At 57.9% G+C, this 15,730-nt stretch carries 14 protein-coding genes; 9 read left to right on the top strand and 5 right to left on the bottom strand.

Annotated features, from left to right (window positions below):
* Positions 1-95: 95 nt before the first annotated feature.
* Entirely contained in the window at positions 96-419 is a 324-nt protein-coding gene (locus AC2FFF_RS13555) for an Hpt domain-containing protein (protein WP_281973392.1), read from the bottom strand.
* A gap of 156 nt (positions 420-575) precedes the next feature.
* Here AC2FFF_RS13555 and AC2FFF_RS13550 point away from each other — a divergent pair, with 156 nt between their 5' ends.
* The gene (locus tag AC2FFF_RS13550; protein WP_246097238.1) at positions 576-1,847 is read left to right on the top strand and encodes a PP2C family protein-serine/threonine phosphatase; all 1,272 of its coding nucleotides are present in this window, start codon (positions 576-578) and stop codon (positions 1,845-1,847) included.
* Here AC2FFF_RS13550 and AC2FFF_RS13545 read toward each other — a convergent pair.
* Positions 1,844-2,287 (bottom strand): NUDIX hydrolase, encoded by a 444-nt coding sequence (locus AC2FFF_RS13545; RefSeq protein ID WP_271950593.1) that lies wholly within the window; start codon positions 2,285-2,287, stop codon positions 1,844-1,846. The genes AC2FFF_RS13550 and AC2FFF_RS13545 overlap by 4 nt on opposite strands.
* A gap of 76 nt (positions 2,288-2,363) precedes the next feature.
* On the opposite strand from AC2FFF_RS13545, the gene hslO reads away from it, so the two are divergent.
* The 8 genes from hslO (at position 2,364) to AC2FFF_RS13505 (ending at position 11,590) form a co-directional block, all read left to right on the top strand.
* Positions 2,364-3,341 (top strand): Hsp33 family molecular chaperone HslO, encoded by a 978-nt coding sequence (gene hslO / locus AC2FFF_RS13540; protein WP_142637378.1) that lies wholly within the window; start codon positions 2,364-2,366, stop codon positions 3,339-3,341.
* Positions 3,325-3,930, top strand: a complete 606-nt coding sequence (locus AC2FFF_RS13535) for a CoA pyrophosphatase (protein ID WP_142637601.1) — start codon at positions 3,325-3,327, stop codon at positions 3,928-3,930. The genes hslO and AC2FFF_RS13535 overlap by 17 nt, the downstream gene beginning before the upstream one ends.
* Positions 3,930-5,081: a CCA tRNA nucleotidyltransferase gene (locus tag AC2FFF_RS13530; protein ID WP_425595605.1), complete on the top strand. Its 1,152-nt coding sequence runs from the start codon at positions 3,930-3,932 to the stop codon at positions 5,079-5,081. Before AC2FFF_RS13535 ends, AC2FFF_RS13530 begins: the two co-directional genes overlap by 1 nt.
* 190 nt (positions 5,082-5,271) lie before the next feature.
* A complete protein-coding gene (locus tag AC2FFF_RS13525) occupies positions 5,272-7,110 on the top strand; it encodes an ABC transporter ATP-binding protein (protein ID WP_281973395.1) in 1,839 nt (612 codons plus the stop codon).
* Positions 7,107-8,939, top strand: coding sequence for an ABC transporter ATP-binding protein (locus tag AC2FFF_RS13520; protein WP_281973396.1), 1,833 nt, complete (start codon positions 7,107-7,109; stop codon positions 8,937-8,939). The genes AC2FFF_RS13525 and AC2FFF_RS13520 overlap by 4 nt, the downstream gene beginning before the upstream one ends.
* A 38-nt stretch (positions 8,940-8,977) precedes the next feature.
* Positions 8,978-10,207: a class I SAM-dependent RNA methyltransferase gene (locus AC2FFF_RS13515; protein WP_281973397.1), complete on the top strand. Its 1,230-nt coding sequence runs from the start codon at positions 8,978-8,980 to the stop codon at positions 10,205-10,207.
* A 20-nt stretch (positions 10,208-10,227) separates the two neighbouring features.
* On the top strand, positions 10,228-11,013 hold the full coding sequence (locus AC2FFF_RS13510; protein ID WP_142637599.1) for an ion transporter: 786 nt from the start codon (positions 10,228-10,230) through the stop codon (positions 11,011-11,013).
* A 58-nt stretch (positions 11,014-11,071) separates the two neighbouring features.
* Entirely contained in the window at positions 11,072-11,590 is a 519-nt protein-coding gene (locus tag AC2FFF_RS13505; RefSeq protein ID WP_142637369.1) for a L,D-transpeptidase family protein, read from the top strand.
* Here AC2FFF_RS13505 and AC2FFF_RS13500 read toward each other — a convergent pair.
* From AC2FFF_RS13500 to AC2FFF_RS13490, 3 genes are read right to left on the bottom strand one after another with little or no spacing between them, the layout of a single operon-like run.
* Positions 11,574-13,019 carry a sulfotransferase domain-containing protein gene (locus AC2FFF_RS13500; protein WP_142637367.1) on the bottom strand — a complete coding sequence of 482 codons (1,446 nt, stop codon included), beginning with the start codon at positions 13,017-13,019 and terminating at the stop codon, positions 11,574-11,576. The two genes, AC2FFF_RS13505 and AC2FFF_RS13500, sit on opposite strands and share 17 nt — an antisense overlap.
* A gap of 6 nt (positions 13,020-13,025) precedes the next feature.
* On the bottom strand, positions 13,026-14,726 hold the full coding sequence (locus AC2FFF_RS13495) for a DUF5927 domain-containing protein (protein ID WP_142637365.1): 1,701 nt from the start codon (positions 14,724-14,726) through the stop codon (positions 13,026-13,028).
* Positions 14,723-15,709 (bottom strand): glycosyltransferase family 2 protein, encoded by a 987-nt coding sequence (locus tag AC2FFF_RS13490; protein ID WP_142637363.1) that lies wholly within the window; start codon positions 15,707-15,709, stop codon positions 14,723-14,725. The genes AC2FFF_RS13495 and AC2FFF_RS13490 overlap by 4 nt, the downstream gene beginning before the upstream one ends.
* Positions 15,710-15,730 lie beyond the last annotated feature (21 nt).

Raw genomic sequence — 15,730 nt, 5'->3', positions numbered from 1 at the left:
GCGGCGATGGATCAGCTGCGTTTGAAACAGACAATATACAGGGCCGGGTTGTCACCCATCGCTAGTGTACCTGTTTGCTGCCTGTACGGCGCCGCTCAGAGCTCGTTCAATCCTGCCTGAAACTCCGTTGCTGAGGTCCGAAATGTGCCGACTATTTCGGCGATATCGACGGTTGCGGCCTGACCCTGTGCCGAATGGCGCTCACCATCCTGGCAGAGCCTGGCCAATGTCCTGAATCCCAGACTAAGCGCGCTGCCCTTCAAGGAGTGTAGATGCTGTTCGAAGTCAGACCGATCATCATCGACCTGCAAATGCTCCAGGCCTTGTTGCACCTCATCGAGAAAGATTTCCACTACCTCGTTAAACTCGTCGGCGCCGACCTCGTCCCGCAGCTGTCTGACCCTGGACCAGTCGATCATGGCCATCCTTTCCCTAAAGATAACGACCCGATTATCACTACAGGCCGTTGGTAAATCCGTGGTTAAGATGGATGCATTTACGACCTTCACAGGATGTTAAACAGCCGTGCGCTAGGGTCGTCCCGTTCCGCATTATGTGGCAGAGCTGAGGGTCAGGTGGCAGAGGTCAGTCAGGCAGAAACAAAGGCAGAGCTGGATTTTGGTGCGATTCGCAAGGTGCTGGTCGTTGATGACAGTCGTCTGCAACGTCGCATCCTTGTGGCCTCGCTGAAGAAATGGGGCTTTGAGGTGCTCGAGGCCGATAGCGGAGAGGCCGCCATCGAAATCTGTGCTGCCATGTCCCCCGATCTGGTCCTGAGCGACTGGGTCATGCCGGGGATGAGCGGGCTGGAATTCTGTCAAGCATTTCGGGCGCTGGAGAATGACGAATACAGCTATTTCATCCTTCTGACTTCAAAAAGCGAAAAGCAGGAGGTTGCGCGCGGACTGGATGCCGGGGCGGATGATTTTCTGATCAAACCTCTTGAGGCCGATGAATTGCGGGCGCGCATATCTGCGGGCGCACGGATATTGGATATGCAGCGTGAGCTGTCTGATAAGAACCGTATGATCGAGACCGCGCTCGAAGAACTGAAAGTGGTCCATGATGCGATCGACAAGGACCTGATTCAGGCGCGTAAGATACAGGAATCTCTGGTCCCCGAACTCACGCGTGATTTCGGTAGGTCGCGTATCAGCATGTTGCTGAAACCTTGTGGGCATATCGGTGGCGATCTGGTGGGAATGTTTTCACCGGGGGTCAACCGTGTGGGGTTTTACAGCATCGATGTGTCCGGCCACGGCATCACCTCGGCGATGATGACAGCACGGCTGGGCGGGTATCTGTCCAGCAAACATTTCGATCAGAACGTGGCGATGGAAAAGCGGTTCGATAAATTTTACGCATTGCTACCACCTGATCAGGTGGCAGAGATGCTCAATTCCCGCCTTATGGCCGATGCTGGCGTCGAAGAGTATTTTACCATGGTCTATGCCATTATCGACCTGCGAAACGGACATCTCAAGATGGTGCAAGCAGGGCATCCGCATCCGCTGTTGTTGCGACAGGATGGTGGGACCGAGTATCTGGGGCAAGGTGGTTTGCCCATCGGACTGTTGCCGGATGTCACGTTTCAGCGAACCGATACCTACATGAAGCCCGGTGACAAGCTGTTGCTATATTCAGACGGGTTCACGGAATGCCGGATGGCGGATGGATCCCTGCTGGAAGAAGAGGGGCTGTGCAGAATGGTGACGGATTGTGCCATCGATCTCAGCGGGCCCGAATTTCTGGACGATATGTTCTGGCGGCTGACACAGGCCATGGATCCGGACCAGGGTATGGATGATGACGTATCTGCGGTTTTCTTTGAATACAGCGGGCCTTAAAGCCCCATCAGGTGTCCCGAAGCGAAATGTCGGTCGCCGCTGTTGCCCAGCATCTGCGCGGCATCCGCACTGTCCAGCCAAAGGGCTTCGTGGAATGGCTCTGAAGGTGGACCTATGCGGCGCACAGGGCGGGCTCGATATATCAAACAGACCTTTTCGGCCCACAGGTCATATTCGGGCATGTATGTGAAACGGCGAAAGGCGCCGACCCGCCGCGGGCTGGCAATCAACCAGCCGGTTTCTTCAAAGACTTCGCGATGCAGGGCGGTGATGGGCGATTCGCCCGGGTCAATACCGCCACCCGGCAACTGCAGATCAGGGCCGGGCTCGGTCTGGCAGGTCAGCAACAGATGTCGTCCTCGAGGCAACAATGCGTATACACCCACACGTCGTGTGTATTTGCGCCCCGCTTGTGGGGTTTCACCGAACCGTCTGATCATGTATGGCCCCTTACAACCCGAAATCTTCGACCTATATGCTGGCGGTATGCCAATCTGTGGCGTTTAAGGAAACCCCATGTCTCTTGGAACAAAAATCGCGTGGGACGACACCGTCCTGCCCTTTCAACTTGATATACCGGATATGCGCGGACGTGTGGCGCGGCTGGACGGAGTGTTGGACGGCATTCTGAAACAGCACGACTATCCCGAAAAGGTCGAGGCTTTGGTGGCCGAGATGGCCTTGCTGACTGCTCTGATCGGCCAGACCGTCTCGCTGCGCTGGAAGCTGTCGCTTCAGGTTCAGTCCAAAGGCGCCGTTCGGATGATCGCAACCGATTACTACGCTCCGCAGGCCGAGGGCGAACTGGCCCGCATCCGCGCCTATGCCAGTTTTGACCCGGACCGCCTGACCGATTCCACACCGTTTGATCAGGTGGGTGAAGGCTATTTCGCCATCATGATTGACCAGGGCGAGGGCACGCAGCCTTACCAGGGGATCACACCGCTGGCTGGCGGCTCTCTCAGCGCATGCGCTGAGGCGTATTTCGCACAGTCCGAACAGTTGCCGACGCGGTTTTCACTGAGTTTCGGCAAATCAACTGAACCTGGCGTCGGTGAGCACTGGCGCGCAGGCGGCATCATGCTGCAGCACATGCCCAAAGCGTCACCATTTGTAGCCAATGCAGAGGGTGACGGTCAGATTCTGTCGGCGGATGATCTGGTTGACGGTGAAGAAGGTGAAAATTGGGGGCGCGTCAACATCCTTCTGGATACTGTTGATGACCTTGAACTGATCGGCCCTTCGATTGCGCCAACCGACCTGTTGATCCGGCTGTTTCATGAGGAACAGCCACGGGTTTATGATGCGCAATCGGTTCAGTTCGGCTGCACCTGCTCGGAAGAGCGCGTGCGCCAAAGCCTGTCGATCTATTCGGCGCGCGACATCGAAAAGATGACAACCCCCGAGGGCCAGGTCACCGCCGATTGTCAGTTCTGTGGTGCCCATTACGTATTGGACCCCGTCACCGTTGGCTTCGATGCCGGTGAGGCCTGATCCAACAGAACTGCTGCGGGCGGCCTTGAGCCACCCCGGCAACGGGTCCAGTGATTTCGATCTGAACCCTGATGCGGTTTTGCCAGCGGGGCGCAAGCTGCGTCCAGCCGGGGTTCTGGTTCCGATTCTTGTGACGAATGAGGCCCCGCGCCTGCTTTTGACCAAGCGCTCATCGGCGCTGAAACACCATCCCGGCCAGATCGCCTTTCCCGGCGGAAAACAGGATGAGACTGATCCGGATGTAACCGCAACCGCCCTGCGGGAAGCACAGGAAGAGATTGGCCTTTCCTCGGATATGCCTGAAATTCTCGGGCATTTGCCTACCCATGAAACCGTGACGTCTTTTGTCGTAACCCCGGTTGTCGCGATCCTACGAGACGGGTTCGACCCAATTCCTGAGCCGGGTGAAGTTGACGAAGTTTTTTCAGTCCCACTTGCGCATGTTCTAAACCCTGCGAATTATATCGTTGAGTCGCGTCGCTGGCGGGGCCAGCGGCGGTATTATTTCACCGTGCCCTATGGCCCTTATTACATCTGGGGGGCTACGGCCCGGATGTTGCGGGGCTTGGCTGCGCGGGTGAGTGAATGATGAAGCTATCAGAAAGCTGGGTTACAAATCCGGCAACCCAGACAGTCTGCGCCGTTTTGATCGATGCCGGTTTTCAGGCGCTTTTCGTCGGCGGTTGCGTCCGCAACGCGCTTTTGGGGGCGCCGGTCTCGGATCTGGATATTGCCACGGACGCTCCGCCCCAGCAGGTACTGGATTTGATGCGGGCGGCGGGGTTGAAGGCCATTCCAACTGGGATCGAGCATGGCACGATAACCGTTGTCAGCCAAAGCATCCCGCATGAGATCACGACCTTCCGGCGAGATGTCGAAACCGATGGCCGTCGGGCTGCTGTGGCATTCTCGGACAATGTTGATGAAGATGCCAGCCGGCGCGATTTCACCATGAACGCGCTGTATGCCCGCCCGGATGGGACGCTTTTGGACCCGCTGAACGGACTGCCCGATCTAAAGGCCCGAAAGGTTCGGTTCATAGGCAACGCCCAGCATCGCATCCGCGAAGACTATCTGCGGTCTCTGCGCTATTTTCGGTTTCACGCCTGGTATGGGGATGCCGAAGCCGGGTTTGATCCCGAAGCGCTGTCGGCCATTTCAACCAATCTGGACGGATTGGCAGGCCTGTCGCGCGAACGGGTTGGGGCCGAGTTTATGAAATTGCTGACCGCGCCTGACCCTGCGCCTTCGGTCGCTGCCATGCGCAGCACGGGCGTTCTGGCACAGATATTGCCGGGGGTTGAGGATCGATCACTTGCCCCGCTGATCGCCTTGGAACAGCAGGCTGGGGCAAAGCCCGAGCCGGTCCGGCGACTTTCCTCCATCGCCACGCCCGAGATTGCCCAGACCCTGCGTCTGAGCAAGGCCCAGATGCAACGCCTGACACGGATGCGGGATGAGGCCGCGGGAACCGCGGGCACTGCCGAGCTTGGGTTCCGTTATGGCGAAAAGGACGGCCTGCACGAAGTTCTGCTGCGTTGTGCTTTGTTGGAACAGCCCTGGTCCGAGGATAAGCGGCAAGCGCTCCGGGACGGGGCAGCAGCGGATTTTCCCGTGCGGGCCGCTGACCTGATCCCTGACTTTACCGGCCCGGCGCTGGGCAAGAAACTGGCCGAGCTTGAGGCGCGCTGGATCGCCTCGGGTTTCACCCTGACGCGCTCCGAGTTGCTGGTCGAGTAAATTGAAGTCTCAAAAGGGGATGACAAGCCTGATCGTTTGTGTTTTCTTGCGCCTGTAACATGAATGGAGGGATGCGAATGTATTACGGGATCTGGTTCGGCTAAAGCCATAACACTTGACCCGTAGGGGTGGTGTTCTGGCGCCATCTTTTTTCGCATGACTTGTTATCTGCTCAATCGGAGCACTCTCTATGTTTCGCTATTTCGAAAATCTCGTCGACCCTTTTGTCGACTACGAAGAAACCGACACGCCGCCGACACGGCTGTGGCCCTTTATGTTGAACTATTCCCGCCCTTTTATGCGGGTGTTCTTCTGGGCCGGATTGATTTCGGTCGTGGTGGCCGCGGTTGAGGTCGGTCTGATCTATTATATGGGTCGCGTTGTTGACTTGCTGTCCGCCCCGCCGGACGAAGTTTGGCAGACCCATAGTACGGAACTGATCCTGGTGGCGCTTTTTGTGCTGCTGCTGCGACCCATGCTGCATGTCGTTGACGTGCTGTTGCTGAACAACACGATCCTGCCGAATTTTGGCACTCTGATCCGTTGGCGCGCGCATAAGCACGTGTTGCGGCAATCGGTGGGCTGGTTCGAGAATGATTTTGCAGGCCGCATTGCCAACCGGATCATGCAGACGCCGCCCGCTGCGGGTGAGGCCGTGTTTCAGGTGTTTGATGCGATTTCCTTCTCGCTGGCATACCTGATCGGCGCAGCCATTTTGTTGATGACGGCTGATGCCCGGCTGCTGTTGCCGTTGTTGATCTGGCTCGTGCTGTATGGGTTTCTGGTGCATTGGACGGTGCAGCGGGTGGGGCCGGCTTCGAAGGCGGCCTCAGACGCGCGCTCGGCCGTAACGGGCCGGGTTGTGGACAGCTATACCAATATCCATTCCGTAAAGATGTTTGCCCATGGGGCACAGGAACTGGATTATGCGCGCGAAGCGATCGAGGAAACCCGCCGTACCTTTCAGGCTGAGATGCGGATTTTCACCATCATGGATGCGGTTCTGGTTGCATTGAACGGGTTGCTGATCGTTGGTGTGGTTGGCTGGGCGATTGCGCTGTGGATGCAGGGCAGCGCTACGGTCGGTGTGGTCGCGGCGGCCACAGCCCTGACCCTGCGCCTGAACGCGATGACCGGCTGGATCATGTGGGCGCTGACCAGTTTTTTCCGCCAGCTTGGTGTCGTTGCCGAAGGTATGGAGACGATCGCTCAGCCGATCGACCTGTTGGATGCGCCGCAGGCCAAACTCCTGCATCTGTCCAACGGCAAGATCGAGGTTCGTGATCTGTCGCATCATTACGGTCGCAAGACCGGCGGGCTGGACCATATCAACCTGACCATCGAGCCGGGCGAAAAGATCGGTCTGATCGGACGGTCGGGAGCTGGTAAGTCGACCCTAGTTAAGCTCCTACTTCGGTTCTACGATGTGGAGCAGGGGGCCATTTTGATCGACGATCAGGACATTGCCCGGGTCACTCAGGACAGTTTGCGCATCCATATCGGTATGGTGCAACAGGACAGCGCGTTGCTGCACCGCTCGGTGCGCGACAATATCCTCTATGGCCGCCCCGAGGCTTCCGAAGAGCAGATGATTGCCGCGGCCAAACAGGCCGAGGCGCATGAGTTCATCCTTGACCTGCAGGACCCGAAGGGGCGTACCGGCTATGATGCGCATGTGGGCGAGCGGGGCGTGAAGTTGTCAGGTGGTCAGCGGCAGCGGGTGACGCTGGCGCGGGTGATCCTGAAGGACGCGCCGATCCTGTTGCTGGATGAGGCGACCTCGGCGCTGGATTCCGAGGTCGAAGCATCGATTCAGGAAACGCTCTATGGCATGATGCAGGGCAAATCCGTGATCGCGATTGCCCACCGCCTCAGCACCATTGCCCAAATGGATCGCATCCTGGTGATGGATGGCGGCCGGATCGTCGAGCAGGGCACCCATTCCGAATTGCTGTCACACGGCGGGCTTTACGCCCAGTTCTGGGCACGGCAATCTGGAGGCTTCCTGAACACGGAGGCAGCTGAGTGAAACTTGCCGATCTCATAGATCCGTTCAAACCCACCGAAACGCCCCCGCCGCAAAGGCTGGGGGCGTTCATTCGCTGGTGCCTGTCCGGAGCTTGGCCGATGATCCTTGTCGCCTCCGTGTTTTCGGCCTCTGCCGGGGCGATGGAGGCCGGAACCGCCTGGATGCTGGGTCTGGTGATCGACATGGCAAACGAAAGCGGGCCGGATGGGGTTCTGACGGCGGGCAATCTTTGGATAATTGGAGGGGTCGCCGCATTTTTCATGCTGCTGCGACCGGCGCTGTTTGGTCTTTCGGCCTTTTCCAACAACTATATTGTCATGCCCAATATCCCGCCCCTGGTTCTGGCCAAGCTGAACCGGTGGACTTTGGGTCAGTCTGTGAGCTATTTCGACGACGATTTTGCCGGGCGGATCGCTCAGAAACAGATGCAAACTTCGAACGCGATGGCCTCGGTCGTGTCCGAGACGATAAGCGCAATGGTATTTGCGCTGGCGTCTTTGGCAGGGACATTGCTTTTGTTAGGGTCTATTCATCTGCTGGTCATGCTGCCCTTCGCCGCCTGGTTGGCGGTGTATTTCCTGCTGATCCGCTGGTATTTGCCACGCATCCGGGCACGCTCAGCGGCGCGGGCCGGGGCGCGGGCGATGGTGTCGGGGCAGGTGGTCGACACGATCACCAATATCAAAACCGTCAAGCTGTTCGCCCATTCCGAGTTCGAGGATCAGGCGGCCCGAAACTCGATGGTCGATCTGCGCCACAAGATGCTGGCCTTTGGCAAGCTCTCCGCCAGTTTTAGGTTCATACTGATGGTTCTGGCCGGGGTGTTGCCCGTGCTGTTGCTGGGGGTGACCTTGCTGCTGTGGCGGTCCGGGATGGCCAGCGCTGGCGATATCGTTGCGGCGGGCGCGATGTCCGTGCGAATTTCGCAGATGACCGGCTGGGTCAGTTTCACGCTGATGGGGCTCTATGCCAATGTTGGTGAGATCGAGAATGGCATGAAGACGCTCGCCAAGCGCGACCGGGTCGAGGATGCGGCAGGGGCAGCTAGGCTGAGCGTGCCAGAAGGTCAGATCGAGTTTGACCATGTCAGCTTTGCCTATGGCGGTGACATCGGCGGCGTGACCGACGTGCACATGACCGCTCATCCCGGCGAAAAGCTGGGCATCGTGGGCGCATCCGGTGCGGGGAAATCCACGCTCGTTTCGCTTCTACTCAGGCTCTATGAAGGGGAAAACGGCGCAATTCGGATTGATGGGCAGGATGTGTCACAGGTGACGCAGGACAGTTTGCGCAGTCAGATCGGGATGGTCACGCAGGAAACGGCGATGTTCAACCGCTCGGCGCGCGAGAATATCTTGTATGGCCGCCCCGACGCCTCAGAAGATGATATGATCGCGGCTGCGCAAAAGGCCGAGGCGCATGAGTTTATCCTTGGCCTGCGGGATGCCCATGGCCGCAAGGGCTATGATGCGCATCTGGGCGAGCGCGGCGTCAAGCTGAGCGGCGGTCAGCGGCAGCGGATTGCGCTTGCACGCGCCATCCTGAAAAACGCGCCGATTCTGGTGCTGGATGAGGCGACCTCGGCCTTGGATTCCGAGGTCGAAGCCTCGATTCAGACCGCGTTGCATCGGGTGATGCAGGGCAAAACGGTATTGGCGATTGCACATCGGCTGTCGACGCTAAGCGAGATGGACCGGATCGTCGTTCTGGATCAAGGGCAGATCGTTGAAATGGGAAGCCATGACGACTTGCTGGAACAAGGCGGGCTTTATGCCCGGTTCTGGGATCGCCAATCGGGCGGGTTTATTCAGGCCGCCGCCGCCGAATAAGGGTTTTGTTGTGGGTAAAGCCCAGCTATCAGGCCCTCATGACGCAGCATTACAGCATTTTACGCCTTGGTCATCAGGGCGACGGCATCGCCGACGGACCGATCTACGCCCCCCGCACCTTGCCGGGGGAGGTGGTCAGCGGGACATTGGTTGGTCAAGTGCTGAGCGACATACGGGTCGAGACCCCCTCGGACCAGCGGGTCAAAGCACCGTGCCGGCACTACAAAGCCTGCGGCGGATGTCAGCTACAGCATGCCGCAGATGATTTCGTCGCTGATTGGAAGGTTGAGGTCGTGCGCAACGCACTGGCCGCGCAGGGGCTCGAGGCCCCGATGCGGCCGATCTATACCTCGCCGGAACGATCACGGCGACGGGCTACGATTGCGGTTCGGCGGACCAAAAAAGGCACCATGGCCGGGTTCCATGGCCGCGCCTCGGACACGATCACCGAAATCTCTGATTGTCATCTGCTTGATCCGGCCCTGATTGCAGCTGTTCCCGTGGCCGAGGCGCTTGCCCCTTTGGGCGGTAGCCGAAAGGGGGCGTTGGCCGTTACGTTGACCCTTTCCGAGGGCGGTTTGGATGTCGCCGTCAAAGGCGGCAAACCGCTGGACGGTCCGTTGGAACTGGCCCTGGCACAGGCGACCGAGGCACATGGGCTTGCGCGGCTCAGCTGGGATGGCGAGGTGATCGCCTCGCGCCACGCCCCGGTTCAGCGATTTGGCGTGGCGGCTGTCGTGCCGCCTCCGGGGGCATTCCTGCAGGCCACGAAGGACGGAGAACAGGCTCTATTACAGGCAGTTCTGCAGGCAACCAAGGGCGCCAAGCGGGTTGTGGACCTGTTTGCGGGTTGCGGGACATTCTCATTGCCACTGGCCGAGGACGCCGAAGTACACGCGGTTGAGGGTGAGGCCCTGATGACCACCGCTCTGGATCAAGGCTGGCGTCGCGCGCAAGGTCTGAAACGGGTCACGACCGAGGCGCGCGACCTGTACCGCCGCCCATTGATGCCTGATGAGCTGAAGAACTTTGACGCGGTTGTCCTGGACCCGCCCCGCGCCGGGGCTGAGGCGCAGGTGGCCGAGCTGGCGCAGGCGCAACCGGCAGTGATCGCCTATATCTCATGCAATCCGGTCACCTTCGCGCGGGACGCAAAAAATCTGATTAACGCAGGCTATACCCTTGAATGGGTACAGGTGGTTGACCAATTTCGATGGTCGTCACACACGGAACTTGCCGCGCGGTTTGCACTGAACCCCGCATCATGACCAAACAGGAGAGTTTCAGAATGGGGCTTGCCCAGCGCCTGCATGATATCACTGAAAACCCGACCTTCGGTCGGTTCATCACTGGTGTCATCATCTTCAACGCCATCCTGCTCGGCATGGAAACCTCACCGACGCTGATGGAGGCCGCGGGCCCTTTGATCGTGGTGTTGGACAGCCTCTGCCTAACGATTTTCGTGGCCGAGATTGCGATGAAGCTGGTCGCAACGGGGCGGCGGTTCTTTACCAATGGCTGGAACCTGTTTGACTTCATCGTTGTTGGCATCGCTCTGATCCCAAGCGCTGGCGGTCTTTCGGTGCTGCGGGCCTTGCGGATCCTGCGGGTCTTGCGGGTGATCTCGGTCGCACCACGGCTGCGCCGGGTGGTCGAGGGTTTCATCTCGGCCTTGCCGGGCATGGCCAGCGTTTTCCTGCTGATGGCGATCCTGTTTTACATCGGCGCGGTAATTTCGACCAAGCTGTTCTCGGGCACATTCCCGGACTGGTTCGGCGATTTGGGCCTGTCGGCTTATACGTTGTTCCAGATCATGACGCTGGAAAGCTGGTCGATGGGCATCGTGCGCCCGGTGATGGAGGTTTATCCCTATGCGTGGGTATTCTTTGTGCCTTTCATCATGGTTACGACATTTGCCGTGGTGAACCTGTTGGTCGGTCTGATCGTGAATTCAATGCAGGATGCCCATCACGCCGAGGATGAGGTGAAAACCGATGCCTATCGTGATGAGGTGCTGGAAAGGCTGGAATCCATCGAACGCCGTTTGCTTGAGCAGTCGAACAGCAAAAAGTGATTTCAGTTTTCTGGATTTCTGGCATAATCACTAAAAAAAGCAGAAGCAGGCATTAAACATGGATCGTCGAGCATTTGGAATGGGTGCTGTGGCTACGCTGGGTCTTTCGGCCTGCGCCTCGGCCAACCCCAGATTTCTGGCCTATGATGGCCCCGAGGTGACCTCTATGGTCATCAACAAAAGCGCGCGGAAGCTTTATCTTCTGCACAATGAACATGTCCTCAAGGAATATAAGGTCGATCTTGGCTTTGCCCCCAATGGCACCAAAACAAAACGCGGCGACGGCCGCACGCCAGAGGGCACCTATCTGATCGACCGGCGCAATCCCAAAAGCCGCTATCACCTGTCGCTGGGGATTTCCTATCCGGATTCGAAGGATATCGCAGAGGCCAAGGCTGCGGGCGTTGATCCGGGCGGTGACATTTTCATCCACGGCGAGCCGAAAACCCGGTCCGAGAAAAAGCGTGCCAAGAAGCAATCGGATTGGACGGCAGGGTGCATCGCTGTCAAGAATGAAGAGATCGAAGAGATCTATGCGATGGTGAATCGCGGCACAGTGATTACGCTGCGCCCGTAGCCGGCTTCCAGACGTCAAACCCGAATTGCATATAGTCGCGCTGGTAGGTTTCGGCCGCCAGCGCCTCAAGTTTGGTGTCATAGATATCGCTCAGGGAAAACGGGATATCTGGTCTGGTATTGCCGGGCGCGGGCGGGCTGTCATGACCCAGCGGCCGCGCCAGATCCGGCAGGGCAGTTGCAATTTCTTCCTCGCGCAGGATTAGATCCGGCAGGGCAAAACCGACTACGCCCTCCAACACCTGCGCCTGACTGCACCAAACGCCGTCAACGCGCACAGGGGTTTGTCCCGCCAGGTTTTGCCGCAGGAAGGTCAGAAAAGCCGAGAATGCCTCATAATGCTGCTCGATGGGGTAGTTTTCAGCGCGTAACTGTCCGGGGATCGGAAGCTTGAACCGGTTGCGCAGCATATTGCGGATTTTCAGATAGGCGCCGGGCTCGGTGCTGAGGATATAGGAACAAAAGGCCGAATGTGCGCGTACCAGCGGGTGCCGCACCACGGTGAATTTGCGATGCCCCGGATGATTCTGTAACCACTGGCGGGTCTTTTTGCGGTTTTGATCAGTGATCAGATCATCCGCACTGATTGAATCAAGCGCAGCCATCCATTGCTTCACAACCCCTTCGATGCCGCTCCGCACGGGCAGATACATTAACGGGGTTTTCGGCGTGGCGACATAGGTCGCAACGGCCGCGCCACGCCGGGGTTCAAAATTCGGAGTTCTGTGCAGGCTGAAACTGTCGATGCGCGACAAGGCCTGTTCGGTCTCATCAGGGTTTGTCACCTTGGACAAGGCCGGCTCAGGGTTCTGGGGTTTGAGCGTGTCGTCGATCGTGGTCAACCGGCCCGATACCCCAAGCCAGGCCGCCAGGCCGTTCAGGCTGTCGAGCCGGTTCAGATCGTCGTAAGCGATGAAAAAGGCGGTTTGCCCGCTGGCCTGAAGATGATGCAGCAAAGTCAGTTGAAAGGCCTGTTGCTGGTCCAGATAGGTTTCGAACTCACGAGGGTTGAAGGCGATCTGCTCGGTGCGCCGCCGCTTGACGTTTTTCAGCTGCCATTGCTTGGTCTCGCGCGCGATCTTCAATGAGATATAGCTGTCTAGAGGGTTGCGCGTCAGAATGATCTTGGCGCAACTCGGGTCATCCAAAACAGGCTCTAACACACGCGGATCGTGGCCCTGGAAAAAGCGAAACCCGTTCATTTCACCGTCAGCTGATCGGATGGCGTTCAGCAGGGTTTTAGGGTCATTGTCGCGTTCTTCGAGAGTGACGCCCAGCAGGCTGTCCCCCTTTAGCCTGCCAATGAAATGAGGATTGAAGGCCTCACCATGGCTGGAGACACCTTCCAATGCGTTCAGATTTGCCTCAAGCAGGTTCGATCCGGTCCGCATGGCGGCAAGTATTACGAAATAGTCGAATTTGGATGACATGAAACGCTATTGCACCAGATATGGTTTTCGATAAGGCCTGAGTTGCCGGCCAAAAATGTCATCGGCTGGAAAATCTCCCATAAGATAAGGGTGCATACCCTGGTTCTTTAGGTTTTGCAGGAACTTCCCGAACCCGGACAGGTCGACCATCGTAGGGGCTTGGGTCAGGTGGCTGGGGTTCTGGCATCCGGTTTCTTCCAGAATGGATTGCAGAGGCTCCATCGGAGATTCCACAAACTCGGCCAGCGACCAGGTGCGCACTTTGGCCTTGGTCCAGACCGAAGTTAAAACCTCAAGCTGTTTGGTCTCGATTTGTTGCAGGCGGGCGGCTTCGTTTCGGATATCCGCGAAATTTCCATTCGAACGGAACAGGGGAATGGCCCAGGCGCCTGTGACAACGGAAATCTGCGCATTTCTGTCGCGCGCCAGAAACCAGTTGATGTCCTGCGTATCCGTGGGGCCAAATTGAAAGCACTGCTTCTCGCCCCGAGTATTCCAGATCAGGTTCGACAAAAACGCCGTAGGATTATAGTCCCGCAGGCTGGCACAATCGCTTAGTGCGCCGTTGACCAGAGGCGCCCCGCCGGCGAATTCCGCACGTTCGGGACCGAAGAGGTGACCGTGGACCTTTGTTCCGGTGGCTTCCGACAGCCAGGGCTCGAAATCTGCGAACAGTTCGGTAAACCCTTGGAATACCGAATAGGGGAACGACGTCAGTCCGTTTTCGCTGCCGTGGCGGGGAAAGCGGCTTTGCATATACAGGCCATCCCGGCCTCGAGTCCTGCGCTCGACCGCTTTCGAGAACAACCGGTCGATCTTGCCCGGGTTGGGTTCAGTAGGCTTCATCGCCTGTGCCTGGTTGGTCAGAAACGCCTGATAAAGCCGATTGGCCTGGGGCCAGATCTTGCGTGCTACAAAACAGTCCGACCGTCGCAATAACTGTAGATGATCGTCATAAAAGATATGCGGGCGACCTTGATAATCGAATTTGGACAGCGTCAGAGAGCGACTTTCGATATGTGTTGAATAAAGCCGGGTTAGGGTCTGAAAATAGCTTTCGTCGGGAATCCAGACGCGCCGGAAATAGCGGTCATATGTTTTGCGTTTGGGATCTTGCAGAATGGCCGACAGCGTTTGACGGGTCAGGCACCACCATTGACTGCCCATATGTGGCACCAGACCTTCGGGTATCGACCGTCGGATTCCGATGGTCCGCTGTAGCTTTACGTAAGCGTCGAACAATTTGCGCTGTTTACGCCACGAGAACGGAAATCTCAGCGTAAATCGTTCCTGATCCAGTCCGCCAATCGTCCAGCTTACATCAGCTGTTGTCGCGCTTTCGATAAAGTCGACACGGGGCCGTTCCGCTAGATATGTGACCAGTTCATCGACGGGCCGTAGCGGCAGGCAGGCGCCCGAGGCCAGAAAGATATGGTGTACATCGGGAAAGGCCTTCAGCATCAGTTCAGCCGCTGATTGCGAGGCTGCAACAATGCCCCAACCGCCCCAGTTGCAGGTGTGGCGCTCCGAGAACCGGATCAGAGGTTCGTCCGCACAGGAGGCTACAAAGCCATCAAAAACAGTCTCCGCTACCTTGAGGTCGACATGGATCACCACCGGGCAGCCGGATGCCGCCCAATGGCGCGCGACCTGTTGCGCCCTTGGAAGCGCGGCATGCACCAGCATGATGACGCCAAGGCTGCTCATGCCCAGTTCCCTTTCGACATGAGGCCAAGAATCTCAAGCTGTCGCCAGTTGATATAAGCCTCGGACCGGTCGCACCAAAACACCGGACGGTCGTTCAGCCCTTCGGCATAGGCGCGATATTCGCCGGACCCGCGATAGTGCTGACGCCGCTCCATCTCTTCATGTGCCTTGTCACCCAGGGTGTTGATCAGCTTGGCATGCAGCAACGCCCCGCTGGTTTTTTCGCCGCCCCAATCGTCATAGACTTGGTTCAGCCCGCGTGGCAGCAGCGAATGGGTCGAACTGACATAGACATATCGACGGTCCCACTTGACCAGCGGTATCTTGTTCAACGCAGGCGCCTTTTCCGGAGCCTGGCGGAAAAAGACACGGGCGCGCGGCCCACCCTGTATCCAGAGATTCCCGTATTCAGGGTTTTTGCTGATCACATAATTCCCGGCATCGAACCAACGGGCAATCTCGAAGGGGTCTTGCCCCTCACGATAGGGTTCGGCATCTACCGGGCCCTGCGGGTACATGTCGATCAGCATGGTGCCGAAACTGCGGACGGCACAGCCATCAAGCCAGTCGGTCAGGGCACGAATGGGCCGCGTGTCGCAGAACGGATAGATGAAGAACTCATCCGGATCGACCGTCAGAACCCAGTGCCCATCGGCGTATTTGCGCAGCAGATAGTTCGACCAATCAGTGCCATATGTGGCCCGCTTATAGCTGCCGTTGGACTGCCAGACCGATACGTCCGGCTGACTACTCAGAAACTCGCGTGTGCCGTCGTCGCTGTTGTTGTCCACAAACAAAAAGCGATCAACGCCAAGTTTTCGGTAATATTCCAGAAAATAGGGCAGGCGGATTTTTTCGTTTCGCACCACGCTCATCAACAGGATGTCACCGGGTTGAATGGCGTTGGTTTTGTCGGAAACCGCTTCTAATTCGCGCCGTTTGCGAACGCAACGCAACAGGCGGCGCTTGCGCCGCAATCTCATTCGGTATGAATCCAACAGGCT

This window comes from Ruegeria sp. YTSA226, assembly GCF_059609905.1.
The sequence above is the reverse complement of the archived record's forward strand: the minus strand, read 5'-3'. Positions and strand labels throughout refer to the sequence as shown.

Coding starts and splice junctions, on each gene's coding strand:
- AC2FFF_RS13555 (WP_281973392.1), bottom strand. CDS start 419: ATGATCGACTGGTCCAGGGTCAGACAGCTGCGGGACGAGGTCGGCGCC.
- AC2FFF_RS13545 (WP_271950593.1), bottom strand. CDS start 2,287: ATGATCAGACGGTTCGGTGAAACCCCACAAGCGGGGCGCAAATACACA.
- hslO (WP_142637378.1), top strand. CDS start 2,364: ATGTCTCTTGGAACAAAAATCGCGTGGGACGACACCGTCCTGCCCTTT.
- AC2FFF_RS13535 (WP_142637601.1), top strand. CDS start 3,325: ATGCCGGTGAGGCCTGATCCAACAGAACTGCTGCGGGCGGCCTTGAGC.
- AC2FFF_RS13530 (WP_425595605.1), top strand. CDS start 3,930: ATGAAGCTATCAGAAAGCTGGGTTACAAATCCGGCAACCCAGACAGTC.
- AC2FFF_RS13525 (WP_281973395.1), top strand. CDS start 5,272: ATGTTTCGCTATTTCGAAAATCTCGTCGACCCTTTTGTCGACTACGAA.
- AC2FFF_RS13515 (WP_281973397.1), top strand. CDS start 8,978: ATGACGCAGCATTACAGCATTTTACGCCTTGGTCATCAGGGCGACGGC.
- AC2FFF_RS13510 (WP_142637599.1), top strand. CDS start 10,228: ATGGGGCTTGCCCAGCGCCTGCATGATATCACTGAAAACCCGACCTTC.
- AC2FFF_RS13505 (WP_142637369.1), top strand. CDS start 11,072: ATGGATCGTCGAGCATTTGGAATGGGTGCTGTGGCTACGCTGGGTCTT.
- AC2FFF_RS13500 (WP_142637367.1), bottom strand. CDS start 13,019: ATGTCATCCAAATTCGACTATTTCGTAATACTTGCCGCCATGCGGACC.
- AC2FFF_RS13495 (WP_142637365.1), bottom strand. CDS start 14,726: ATGAGCAGCCTTGGCGTCATCATGCTGGTGCATGCCGCGCTTCCAAGG.
- AC2FFF_RS13490 (WP_142637363.1), bottom strand. CDS start 15,709: ATGAGATTGCGGCGCAAGCGCCGCCTGTTGCGTTGCGTTCGCAAACGG.